This window comes from Vibrio crassostreae (assembly GCF_041439375.1).
In the GTDB taxonomy this organism is placed as follows: Bacteria; Pseudomonadota; Gammaproteobacteria; order Enterobacterales; family Vibrionaceae; genus Vibrio; species Vibrio crassostreae_D.
Genome location: NZ_JBGONY010000090.1, coordinates 1 through 13,415 on the forward strand (window position 1 = coordinate 1; position 13,415 = coordinate 13,415).

A 13,415-nucleotide genomic window follows, 5' to 3' on the forward strand; every position below is an offset into this window, starting at 1 on the left:
GAAATACGCGAAACGGGGTAGTTCTATCTTTAAATTTAATTACGCAACAAAGCCAATTTGCTTTGATGTAATGTACACATCTCTCTTTTAACATAGCTGCGCCAACTAAAGGTATAGCCATTAAGAGTAGGAGTAACAACCATGTTTATTCAAGTTGTCGATAATAATTTCTTCCAAGTTTGCATTTTGAATATTGATGGAACTGTCTCGTCAAACCGGAAGGCTCATCGAGACAAGTTGCTCCACACAAGTTACCTACTTCCAGGTAATGGCTGATGAGCTATGGAGTAATGTTTAGCAAGTCTTGTTAGGGCTTGGTTTTAAGGTATCGGCTGATGCCAGCGTCACATTTTAAACTCAGTAATAGTTGCGCGTTTCTCCTGAGAGCCTATTATTCGCCGAGTTATGAAATGTTGTTCTATGCCCAAAATCAAGCCTTTTGGGTGTTCCAAGACGTGCCTGAGTGCGGTATTTATGACAACATGAAAACCGCAGTAGATACAATGAAGAAAGGTAATAAGCGTTAGTCAATCGACGCTTTTTAATGGTCAACCATTACCTTTTCGAAGCTGATTTTTGTAGTCCCACTGTAGGGTGGGGGAAAAGGGCAAGTAGAAAAGAACGTTCGTGATGCGAGGTCAATCATTGGCCAACGCATCCCGAGAGTAACAATGCTTGAATAACTACTTGGCTTGAAGCGCATTGGGTTCAGGAATGGCAATCGCGCCAGCCCCTCAATATAGTAACCAAGCCATTGAATAAGTCTGGTTCAACGAGCGCTCTCACTTAATGAAAGTAACGGCGCCATTCTATGGCTTTATCGAGTAAAGCAAGCGAGTGTCCTCGACATGTTTGGTACACTTCGATATAAATAATATTCAGTACCAACGAGTTACGCTAACCACAGAGTCAGTCTGCACGCCAATCCCGATAAAATATTCATCATTGCGGAGTGGCAGTTCGTGGCTGAGCAGCAACGCGTGTTCAAGTCAAAACATGAGACAACCCATATCATCTACGATTGGGGATATTACTTATTAGTAGTTCAGCGTGAACCCGGTTCATTACGAAATTTCGTATCGTCCATCTACTGCCATACAGTTTTAAATACTTACAGTCTATCTTGTTGCAAAGAAACGGCAGAGATAAAGAAATAAGTACTCTTGAGCACCTTAAAATCTCTCAAACTGTAAGGCATAGCGAGCACGATTACCGAACTTGCTTCCCAAAACTGGCCAACTTATCAATAGGCTTAACCGAGACTGGAAACACTGCTTAAAGCGGAAGTATCAGATAGAGAGATACGCAGTATCGTTTATCAAATGAAGTGGCTAAGTTCCCAGCTTATCACCACTTGTACGGTTCTGAGTTTAGTGAAACTACTGCAGATGAGTAACTTATTCGCGGTTTACACCGTTGTGAGTTTGGTTAAGGGGACTGATTGAACGATGTGGCAAGGCTAGAGCGATTATAGCTTTGGCAAATAAGCTTGGGCGTGTGGTCTGATGTGTTCTAGCCGTTGATTGTGAGTATGATTTTAACCGAGCTTTCAATCCGATGAAAACGGAGAGCCATCGTTACTATAGTCTGATTACGCAACAAGTTGATTTAAAAGCACGTTAGGATAGATAGGAAGGAGAGAAATACTCATTGAGCTGGTCGTAAGTAGACCTAGAAATGCGTCGGATATATATTAGCCGCCGTACCCTTCAATTAGTCACTGCAGCCAGAGGTGCGTCCATATGTGTTGCTAATTTAATTTGGAAATCGAATAGATCTGTTTTTCGTCTTTTTCAATCAACTCGATATTTTTCAGGCATATTTGGCTTAGTAAGCAAATTCAATGCTTAGAGCGTAGCGCGAGTTTCCCCCTGACTGTGTGCTGTAATTTCTGAAATCTAGTCGTCCTTCTAACAATTGGTTAACTTGTGACATCGCCGTTTCTGAGAGTGAGCGTTTGTGGTAACCATACCGCTCTTCTCAATACGTATTTGAGCCGTATAATTTCTAGCAACCCACTGAGCGATTTCGAGAATGGTCGAGTTCCTGAACGCTACCCTTTATCTTGGAGGAACAAGCGAAGTCACTCGCTTAATCTTAATAGCAGCGTAGCACGCTCTCGTTTCATAAATACCATCACCAGACACCTCTAGGATGCTTCGCCGTGTTTGGTTCAGTCAATTCGGGAGCACTTCTCCATCGCTAACCGTCGATAAACTTAGCTCAACTGCGATGATTTCATGAGTGCTTGTATCAACTTCAATATGAAGCTTTCTCGAGACACTACTCCTACTATCTGTCCCGTGTTTTTTACTTTCCATTCACCTTCGCCTTCGCCATAAACCTTAAGACCAGTCGCATCAATGGCTAAGTGTCGTATCGCCCTTGTCTTAAATGAAATCTCTACTTGCTTGGTTCTTCGGCTACTACAAGTGTCCTACGGACAACTTAACGATCATAGGCTAATCCAAATATCGAATAGATGAATCCTTGGAATGCCCTCTGGGGTATTGGTAATACTCGCTTTAATGATAGCCAAATCATTGAACTGATTTGAGCTACCGAGCTTACCCTGTTTGCTTTGTGGTCATTGACTAATCGTTTCGTCATCAATTAATAAGTCAGAGAGCAACGGTTAATAATCGTTTGGTTGCATTACTTCCAATTGATTGTTTTGTAACTAGGTTTCGACATGAGGCTACAACGTGTGGTGAATGTAGTTGATCAGATCGTAGGTTGAAGATTTAGTACCTTGATTTAGGAAATAAAGCTCATCATGAGAGGATGACTACGTAAGCCTCAGAGTATTCCTATCTCATTTTTATCTCCTAGTTCTTATAATCATGTTTCAAATTTGTGCTTATAAAAACTAGGAGATAAAAATGAAAAAACACGCATTAATTTTGGGTATTGCTTTTGGTGCGGTGAGCTTAAATGCTCTTGCAAGTAGTACGGCTACCCTTTCATGGACCGGACAAGTAGGTAGCGGCATCGCACATGGTGATTACATGATTACTGGTCATAATGGTTCCACTACAGCTGATGCATTTAGAGGGGATTTAATCAGCGTCGAATCGAATGCAAAATTCGCATCTAATCATATTGTGCTTGAGTTGCGTGAGAATACTGGTTCAGCTTCAGCTCCTGTTCCCGGTGATAAGTGGGGTATAGGTTCAGAGCTCAATGGTACTGCTGTTACTGCCATTAATATCACTTGGAGCGTTGAACATGTGGCTGGAACTATTGGCTCTGGTGTAGATATTGCTTCTCTAAATGGTGGTAACAATCCTATCATCGTGACGATCAATGGTACTCCTGTCGATGAAAAGGCCAGTTGGACAACGACAAGTCAAAATGAAGTAGGTATTCGCGTGAAAAATGATACACCACTAAATCCAAGCGAAGTTGCTGGTAAAGATATTTCGATCGAAGTTGGTATTTCAGCGACTGCGGCATAATTATTAATAATAGGTGGCATGTTATTAATAATTATCACTGCCACCATTTTAAGTTGTTTTAAAATCGATGAAAAAATATCTCGGTCTACTTATTCTGGTTTTCACATCAAATGTTAACTCTGCTGTGAAGAGATACGAAGAAAAAATTCGAATTCAAAGTGAAGTTGATGTTTCAAAATTGTACACTCAATCTATAACTGATATTAAAATGATACCAGATAATATTAATTTGAAGGTAATGTCAGACGGCAGTCGTTTTGAGAGTGAAACTGTGAGTCTAGTTATAGAAACAGATATTCCTAATCAGGTTTCGGGTGTGACTTTAAATGTCCCATACAGAGTTGAGCTTACAGAGAATAAAGCAGAATGTGCTAATAGGATATATCCATCAAATAAGGTCGACTTTTCTGCAAGTCAAAAAATGAATCCTACATTTGTTGCTGTAAAGATTAGTAAGGTTGGGTCTGGCAGTAACGATTACACCTATACGGGTATAGGTAGTCATGATGGCGTAACTTCTGTCAATGATTTTTCCGAAGTGTATGTTCCTTCGGGTGGGATGATTGAGATGAAAAAGAACACTCATCAATTGAATCTTGACTTTTTGGCTTTCAATAGTATTGCTTCAATAATGCCTACAGGAAGCGCGTTGAATACAGAGTGCAGTGGTTCATTGTTGTTTACTGTTACTGTTGGCATATGAATTTGGTGAAAAATTTTGAGAAAATCGTACTATTATACTTTATTTTCTATCTTGATAGGTTCCTTATTTTTTGGTGAAGTTAAAGCAAAGAATGGAACCGTACCTCAAGGGTTCGATGATTTTTTTACTTTTAAAGATACTTTAATCCGATTAAAAAATCTTGATGGTAGTTTTAGCGAGCCAATGTTATTTAATGCGAATTATGACACGGCTAAGTTTGAGAATCGAGATTTGATTGTTCAATACTTAAATGTTAACGATGTGAAAGCTGAATATCATGAAGAAATAATTAAAAATTTTGAGAATGGTTGGTCTAACAAATCTTTTTGCCAAGGTTATGTTCGAGATTGTTTGATAACCCCTGATTTGTATGAGTTTTTATATAATTTTAATGATAAAGAAATTTATTTTTTTGTTGATGAAAAGATATTGAACTTAAATGCTAGAAATGTATATTCTGATTATCATTCAAATTTTAACGATTCACCAGGGTTTGTTAACAATGTTGATGCTTACTTTTCAGCTTATTCTAGCCAGAATTCAATTTTAACTATTAATGATAAAGCAACGTTTGGGCTACCATACGGTTATGTGAGGTCTGACCTAAGTGTGGCGGTATCTTCAGAAAAGCACAACGAGCTAACTGCTTACGAGTTGTCGTACAATCTTGATGTGCTCGACAAAGTGATTAGAGCTGGTTACTTCAAATATTCGCCAGAGGTAAATAGTACTGATTTCTTGTTAGGATTTAACTCGCAAGCTCCACAAACGGCTGTCGTTTTTGGCTCGTCATCCAACATGCTTGTTAGCGAAGCATCATCGAAGAAGCATCTCGCATTCTTTTCACCTCGGTCCGGTGATGTTGAAGTCCAAAGAGACGGGAAAATTATTTACCAAAGTCGCATTAGTGAAGGGAAAAATACCGTAAATTATAGTGAGCTTCCAAGAGGACGTTATCAAGTTGAAATCATTTTAAGACTTGGTGGAGAGACTATAAACCGTGGTAGTTATTCTGTTTATAACAACGATACGGATACACTGAGTCAAGGCGGCATAGACTATATGTTGGCTTTTGGACAACTCTCCCCTGATAATGCCATTAATGATGATGTGATTGATAGCGATTTATTTGTTCAAGGGAGAATAAGTTATCAACTTTTGCCATCGCTGATGATTGGATCAGGGTTGATGAAGTCTTCGCAAGATACAGCACTAGAAAGTGGGATTCGTTATTCTTTATTAAGTGTTGATTCTGATATCTCATTGAGTGTTAAATTATTTGAAAATGCAAACTATATCAATGGTGGTTTGTCGTCAAACTACGGAAATATAAATTATGAAAGACTGGATAACCAAGGTAGTTATCTAGCTAATACTCTTCATGGTGACGAGAGTTATGAACGAATCTACTTGTCGACTAATTACCGATTTGGACTAAGTTCTTCTTTTTATGCAACGTATTCTTATAATAGAAAACTAGATGAAATCTATATTTATGGCGAGCGCACATACGAAGAAGAGAACTATAACTACGATGACCTAACAATTGGATATAGATTCAACTCCATAAATAAGTCCACTGTCGATATCAGTTTTAATACAGACTTTGATACAAATGCTGTGTTTTTTAATTGGACGTTACCATTATCTGATTCGATGGATTTTTCTTCGAGTATTTACGGAGGCGGAGATGACGCTTCAATTAGTCAAATGACCAACTCTATAAGTAAGAGACAGGTCTTTGATTCAAAATTGATTTCTAATTCTTTACAGGTTTCTAGTACCTACGATAGAAATCGCGATTCATTTTGGCAGAGTGGTACGTTTTCTGCCGATTTAAATAATCCTTTTGGAAGAGCGAGTACATCTGCTTATTTTTCTAGTGATGGAAGTGTTGGTATAAGTGGGAGTCTATCATCATCTCAAATTTTATTTGAAGACGGATATGTATCATCAAGCCCATCTAATTCTTATTTGGTTTTAGATATTGATAATAAAGAAAAATGGGACGATGATAATCAAATTGACCGTGGATATTTGATGGTTAAGCGGGATGGAAAAATAATGACCAAGAAAATGATCGAAGAAGATCAAGAGGTTATTCCATTGGGAGATTATGAAAAGTATGAAGTGTTTTTCGATACAGAAAGTGTCGACTTGTATAACACTGGTGATGCGAGCGTTAAATTATTCACAACACCAGGATCTATTGCAACAATAAAGCCAAATGTTCATAGAAAAGTGTCGTTTATAAGTGGATTTAATGATTTGAACGAAGATTTAGTTCAAGGTGTGACTTGTAAAGGTGAAGGTTGTATTAGCATCAATGAAATTACAGATGGTGTTTACCGTGTGACCGTCTTAGAAGGGTTGGATTTTCACTTGGCTTCTGAAGGAGGCGAGTGCTTTATTCCCAATAGAAACAAAATTGTACGCCTTAATCTCGGGCTTAACTATTGTCTGCCAACTGACTATGCGAATATGCACGAAATTGAGTTGGAAGGTAAGGGGTATCGAGCTAGCTATATAGGTGTTTTTCGACAGGAAAATATTGATAATAATGAGTTCCTTAATCAATTAAAAGACTACGGTTACAAAATTATTAAAAAAAATGTTGGTCAAACAATGACGGTTGTTTATGTTGCTCAAAACACGACCATGATGAATGCACTATTTGCTAATTACTCTGACCAGTTAGAGCGACTTAAAAAGATAGTTATAAAAAATAGTGCGAGCAACATTAAATATCCAATTGTAAATAACTAGGTTTGAATATGAAATTATTGAATACTATTAATCTAATCGGCATTGTTGGCCTTCAGTTTTTATCAACAGTAAATGCGTCTGGCTTGACGATTGATAAAATGTTTGTGATTGCAGATAAGAATAAGAATGGAATCGTTACAGTCGCTAATACTAATGATAAACCATTGTTTGTAAATGCGAACATTGATGAATTTCATGTGAATGATAAGGGTAGTGATTTTATAAAAACGCCCTATAATTCAGGTAACTTTGAACATTGGAAAATTAGTACAACATTAAATAAGCTTGTTCTCCAACCTGGTGAGTCTCGTAATGTAGGTATTCGAAGTCTTTGTTACAACACAACTTGTGATGACTCAAAAGATTTGATGTTTTTTGTTACTTTTATGCCTGCTCCATATAAAGGTCCTAACGAAAGTGTTGAAAACTCATCTTCAATGCAACTAAATTACGGTTTCGCTCCCGTTTTTATTATACCAACGGATAAACCTAAAATAGATTATACGATTCGTTCAAATTCAGAAAATATTACTGTTGAGAACAAAAGCAATACAATGATTTATGTTTCTATCGATGATTGTGAAAGCAAGACGAATACAAAGCAATGTTACAGTCGATTCGTTGTAGTTGCTGGTAGAACTAAAACTTTTTCTCTTAATGAGCGTGTAAAAGATAAGTCTCTTAATATAAATGTATCCTCTTATAATGGTAGTTATAAAACTGAAAAAGTATTACATCCACTGGGGTTTATTAAGGACAAAACATGAAACGTATATTAATGATTGTGTTTTTTTTAAATACAGTATTATTTGTAACATTGCTTAATATTTTATTTGGTTCTCGGGCATTTGCAGCGGTAGAATACCGAGCAAATATTGATATTACTGGCACAGTATGGACTAACGCATTGAATGTAGATGTTTCAGCGAAAGTTCCTGCGGAATGGTCGCAAGCAAGTAGACTCGGATTACCAACTGTTAATCATTGGGTGCCTGGTACATTTGTTGCTGCACCGCCAACCAATGTTAGATTTTCTGGTACTGTCACCGGTCGCTACTGGGAGTCGGCTAATGTTCCAATTGGTGTTGTAGGCGTACAATATAATACGACTGGTATATCAAATAGTATTTCTAACTCTGGTTTAGGACACGCTTGCTTAAAGGATAGTATTTCCGGCTCAATGATTGATATGAGGGGGGCAAACTGCATGTCTGCTAGTAAAATATCAAATGCTGCTTCTACGATACCTTTTATTCTATATCGTCCAATTATTGATATTCAAGATGCTGATATACAAAAAGCATTAGATGGGCAACCTAAAGGTGTCTATACCGCATTTCTTCCTATTTCAATTAAGGTCAACTACTACGTTGGAAACGTACTAACTCATCGAATAATCAATGAAACAATATCTATAATTATTAACTATGACCCTGTTTGGATCACAAGTGTACATCTAAGTAATAAAAATGTCGATATTACAACAGTTTATGATTCCACCTCTCGTACTGTTGATGGTGTGCCTGAAGATGTCAGTGTAAGTGTTGCAGGGTATTTCGATAATGGGATTAGGCTATCAATTAGTAACAGAAAGTATTCTTTAAATCATGAATCCGTGTCAGGTCCAAATATCCCTTACTATATTCAATGTATAAGGTGCGGTTCTAAGCTTACTGAAACTATCGAAATGGTAGATAAAATCGGAGAAGTTAAAAATGATAATGTGCTGATTGGAAGTGATCCTGCGAAAAATATTACATTTGTTTTAAGGTTTGGTTACTCGAACGTAGATGGTACTACCCTCATTTCTGGTAAATATAACGATATTGTCGATGTTACTATCGAACCGGTGATTTAACATGTATAAAATGATTATTTTTCTATCAGTTTTATTATCTTTTGGGTTAAAAGCTAATGAAAGTTTAGATGTTAATTACAACAACATGAAGTTAGGTGTTGGTTATGTTAGCAGTTTGAAAGAAAACAAAGAAAAGTATTTAGAGTCACAAGGTTTCGAGTTTTCTATTGGTTATAAATTTGAAAGCAAATGGTTGTTAGAAACAGGATTTACAGACTTTACAAATAAAAATGAAATACAACCTAATGATATTTTCTTACGTTCTAAGAAAAATTGGCAAGTGAGCGACTACGCATCAATTTATGCAGGTTTTGGCTTGAGTTATTTGGAAGATAATTTCAATCCTACAATTAATATGGGTATCAATTACCATTTAAATAATGATTGGTATGTGGATGTAGGTTATCAAAGTTTGATATCAAATAGATATGATGACGTATACTCATTTCTTATTTCTTTAAATTATAATTTTTCCGTTCGATTCAAGGAAGAACAATCTAGCATTTATTATGAACCGATAAGTGTTATTGCCGATACTGATGAGGTGAATATCTCATCAAGTGAGATGAACTTACAAGAGAAAAAATCGAAGAAATATTATGACTATTATGTGGTAATAAAGTATGACAACCTTACAAAGATTGGTAAAAAACTAAATATACCACTTGGTGATGTTATTTTAGCAAACCCACAATTGTCATTGAGAAATAGATCAATCGATTTAATCTATCCGGGTGAGCGTATTTTTTACCCAATAAAACAATAGTAATATAGGCATATTGTAATGAGAATAAAAGAAAGTTTTTTTTCACATCGTTCGAAGCTTTTATTGTATAGTCTTGCTACTGCCACTTTGTACGGCTGTGGTGGTGAAAGTGAAAGTGGTAATTCGTCACTGAAGCCGGTAGACGTAGATGCTCCTGTTCAAGTTGTTGCTAAAGATGCATTGTTTAATACAGAGTTAGCCCAAGATGACTTCGTCGTTGATTTGTATGACGTTGTGTTGAAGGATAGCGATGATAATGCATTTAAGTTAACTAATGTTGTTAGTGTTAATAGTAATGACCCTACGTGTAATGTTTCGTCTATTGATGAATACTCTTTTACTGTTCCACGGAAACAGGCAAGAGTATGTGATTATAATTACCAGATTGCCACACTAACGAATAGTGCTTATAGTGTATCTTCTCAGTCAAGCACTGATACAAATACTGCTATGGTTAGGGTTGTTGTAAGCAATGCTAACAGTACAGAACTGCCGCCTCTTTCTCAAATTGCTTTAGTCAACGATTCGAGTAGTGTTTATCAACCAGTATCAATTAATCTACTCGATGAACTTCTAGAGCAGGGTATGGACGTTTCAAATATGGCGTTAGGGGGGAGTGTGTCTCAACCATTTGGTAATGCGTCAATTGTAAACGTTGATACTGGTAATGATAAAATTACGTATACGCCTGCCCTCGGATTTACGGGCCTGGATAGGCTAATGTACAGTTATACGGATAGTGCTAATGCGATAGCGTATAGTGGCACTATAGATATTGTGGTTTCAAATAGTGCAAACCAAGGCATCTTAGTTCTTAACCCTGATGTTACCTATGATACGGGCAAGGGCTATGTTTCTCTGGAGAATGCTCGTACAGGGTTTGATATTGATGTGAGCCCTTATGTCTCGTCAATCGATGGCGATGCTCTACAACTTATTTATGTCCATTCGATGAGCGCGCCACATACTAGAATTAAAGCTTCCAATGCTAATAACCCTGCTAATAAGGAGTTTTTCTTCCAAACTTCCGTTCAGAAAGATCATAGTGTCACTTATGTGGTCAGTGATAAAAAAGGTGCTTATGCAATAGGTCACTTAACCATTGTTGTATTGGATGAAGACGCTCTTCCAACTTGGACGGATATCACTCATCCAGCATCTGGAACGTTGTTTTTTGCACCCAAAGGCATCAATGAATTGGTCGCTAACAGTTATTTGTTTACGGATTTGTTTAATGTGAGTCAGTCTGGGGCAAATTACTTAGTTGGACGATTGAACAGTAATGATCTGCTTCATTACTGCGATCTACTTGGAGCTGAAATAGCGACGGCCGCTGAACTAAAATCTTTGGTTGATCGAGGTTGGACGACTTCATCTAAATGGCCTAATGCAACGACTTATCTGGTTAAAGAAGACTTAAGCTCTAGTGTCTATAAGTTAATGGATATCTCACTTCCACCTTACACTATTGATAGAGCGAATTTGGATGATCCAACATCAGCATTAACGAGCTATTTTCCTGCTTGTGTACTGAGAGGGAAGCGAATGCTGACAAGTCTTGCTCTTTCGGCAGCTCCCCCAACAGGCACTACTTCACTTGTTGTTGCGCAAGGCTACCCTATAGCGGCAAACTTGTCGGGTTACTATAATGATGGCTCTCATGAAAGTGATATGATTGCCTACGATCAATCGCTTGCAAATTATGTGCAAAGTACCGAAATCTTTGAAGTTAAAGGTAATCAACTTACTGGTAAAACAGTGGGAACGACAGATGTACATGGAGAATACGATGCATCTAATGATCCGTTGCGTTCGAACAAATTGTCAATGGAGGTCACTAATGCGGTTGTAACCAGTGGTACTTTGCATGTATCGAGCAACTCCGTTCCTTTGGGAGCAGAAATTACATTGACTGGTGAAATAAACTTCAGTGATGGAACGAAAAAGCAATTACATGAAGCGGGAACCTCAATCAAATGGATCAATAGTACGGCAGGGAATGAGTTAACTGGCAGCTCCTTAGTCACTGTTAATTGTGATACTAGCTCTTGTAAAGCGAGAGCCAATAGCACAACTACTGGTTATATTGAGCTCACATGGCGTTCTGGTTCAGTATCAGCGACAGCTCAAACCATTAATGTAAATGGAGCTCAGCTTGTGAGTCTCGATAGTATTACCGCTTCCGATGTGAATACTAGTGTAGTTACGGACTCGTATCCGTTAGGGCGCAAATTCAAATTGACGATCTCAGCTACATACACTAATGGCACTAGGGATGTATCAACAGACCCAAGCGCTAATTGGAATTTTGATAATACACATTTTGATCGTGATGAAAATAGATTTTCAGGCCTAACGATTCAGAATTCATCACCGATTACTTTTCAACTAGGCTCTAAGACGTTAACGAAGAATATCAAATTGACTAGTGCATATATCACGGGCGTTGAGATTACCGAGACGAATGTTAGTCGTCCACAAGGGTTATCTCATCGCCTAACATCAAGAGTAATTTATAGTGATGGTTCAGCTTCTACTGGTAACGGTATACCGGGTTGTACATGGAGTAGTAGCAATCATAACGTAGCAACGGTTGATCAAAGCGGCCAAGTATTGGCTTCTTCAAATAACATCGGGAACGCAAACGTAAAATTATCATGCGTTAACTCGTATAACCAATCATATAGCGACTCGGCAGTCTTTAACGTGACTAACGCTATAGCAATAAGTATGACGGTAAGCGCTCCAAACGGCACGGAAACAGTGAGACATCATAGGCTAGCATTTAAAGCGGTAGCGGATATGAGTGATGGTACTAGTGTTGATGTTACAAATCGTGCGGCTTGGAGCCTTTCTCATGCTGCGAGTGGCGTTAGTGTGGATAAAGGGGTTGTATTCACCCCTATGAACCATGACTCCTCGTATGCTTGGGCAAACCCTCAAATAACGGCAAGCCTTGATGGATCGTCTGATAGCATAAGATATACCGTTGATAACGGTCTAGTTTTTGGAAACGATTATTATTGGATTGTTCCTATAGCTGGTACGTGGAATCAAGCTGTTAATTTTTGTAATAATCGTAATGGTTTTGAACGACCAGGTCACAACGATATACAGCATCTTCGTGGGAATGGTATTGGCGGTTTATGGACAACAGCATTTCCCAGTCGAAGCAAGCTGATCTGGGAGGCTTGGCGCGACAATAATTCAGCATACTTCACTAATATTGAAACTGGTGCACGAAGTTACCACTGGCAGACCGAGGTCTTTAGTATGACTTGCATTAAAAAGTAAAAGTTATATTTAAAATGCCACCAACAAAGAATTTGTTGGTGGCATTTTTTGCGTAATTGAATTTTGAAATAGAGCGACCTCGTTTCGCATGCTTTTTAGTCAATACGACAAGTTTCAGGCATGCCTAATCCAGTAAGCTTGTTCAACGCTTTTATCATCGCGTAAGTTTCACCCTGACTGTGTGCTGTAATTTCTGAAATCTAATTGTACTCTGAGCAAATGTTTAACTCGATATATCGCTGTTTCTGAGAGTGAACGTCAGCGCTATCATCTGACACCTCAAGGATGGTTGTTTTGTGACGAGGTTTAGGCATAGGGCTACGAGAGGTAGTGGATGTGGCTGTTCAGATCGTAGGTTCTCAATTTAGTTCCATCGATTTAAGCAACAAAATCACGCATTGTAGGTTCTGTAAGTGATTGAAAAATTAAAATATTAATTAGATTTTTTGTGTGTAAAGTATAACGGATAAATTTAGTCGCTAGACTGTTGTTGTGCAATGTTCTACTGTTTAAGGGGGCTTTGTTTCCTAATTGGATCTCAGATAGAAACGGCCAGTATGGGTGATTATT

8 protein-coding genes and 2 pseudogenes are annotated in these 13,415 nt (G+C 37.9%); 7 read left to right on the forward strand and 3 right to left on the reverse strand.

Translation table 11 applies throughout. The features are described from left to right. Positions 1-1,793: 1,793 nt before the first annotated feature. A pseudogene (locus ACED45_RS22730) lies at positions 1,794-2,643 on the reverse strand (IS5 family transposase). Between the two features lie 239 nt (positions 2,644-2,882). On the opposite strand from ACED45_RS22730, the gene ACED45_RS22735 reads away from it, so the two are divergent. From ACED45_RS22735 to ACED45_RS22765, 7 genes are all read left to right on the forward strand, one after another. Further along, positions 2,883-3,458: a hypothetical protein gene (locus ACED45_RS22735; RefSeq protein ID WP_136973897.1), complete on the forward strand. Its 576-nt coding sequence runs from the start codon at positions 2,883-2,885 to the stop codon at positions 3,456-3,458. Positions 3,459-3,525: 67 nt separating this feature from the next. Further along, a complete protein-coding gene (locus ACED45_RS22740; RefSeq protein ID WP_371715075.1) occupies positions 3,526-4,161 on the forward strand; it encodes a hypothetical protein in 636 nt (211 codons plus the stop codon). A gap of 15 nt (positions 4,162-4,176) precedes the next feature. Beyond that, the gene (locus tag ACED45_RS22745) at positions 4,177-6,927 is read left to right on the forward strand and encodes a TcfC E-set like domain-containing protein (RefSeq protein WP_371715076.1); all 2,751 of its coding nucleotides are present in this window, start codon (positions 4,177-4,179) and stop codon (positions 6,925-6,927) included. An 8-nt stretch (positions 6,928-6,935) separates the two neighbouring features. Continuing rightward, positions 6,936-7,694, forward strand: a complete 759-nt coding sequence (locus ACED45_RS22750) for a hypothetical protein (RefSeq protein ID WP_371715077.1) — start codon at positions 6,936-6,938, stop codon at positions 7,692-7,694. Next, entirely contained in the window at positions 7,691-8,785 is a 1,095-nt protein-coding gene (locus ACED45_RS22755) for a hypothetical protein (protein ID WP_371715078.1), read from the forward strand. Before ACED45_RS22750 ends, ACED45_RS22755 begins: the two co-directional genes overlap by 4 nt. Before the next feature lies 1 nt (position 8,786). Beyond that, the gene (locus ACED45_RS22760; RefSeq protein WP_136973902.1) at positions 8,787-9,551 is read left to right on the forward strand and encodes an outer membrane beta-barrel protein; all 765 of its coding nucleotides are present in this window, start codon (positions 8,787-8,789) and stop codon (positions 9,549-9,551) included. Positions 9,552-9,569: 18 nt separating this feature from the next. Beyond that, positions 9,570-12,845, forward strand: a complete 3,276-nt coding sequence (locus tag ACED45_RS22765) for an Ig-like domain-containing protein (protein WP_371715079.1) — start codon at positions 9,570-9,572, stop codon at positions 12,843-12,845. A 95-nt stretch (positions 12,846-12,940) separates the two neighbouring features. Here the strand turns inward: ACED45_RS22765 and ACED45_RS22770 are convergent. After that, positions 12,941-13,103, reverse strand: a pseudogene (locus ACED45_RS22770) (IS5/IS1182 family transposase); the annotation flags it as partial. A gap of 120 nt (positions 13,104-13,223) precedes the next feature. Next, on the reverse strand, positions 13,224-13,415 hold a 192-nt coding region (locus ACED45_RS22775), incomplete at its 5' end, for a hypothetical protein (RefSeq protein ID WP_371715080.1).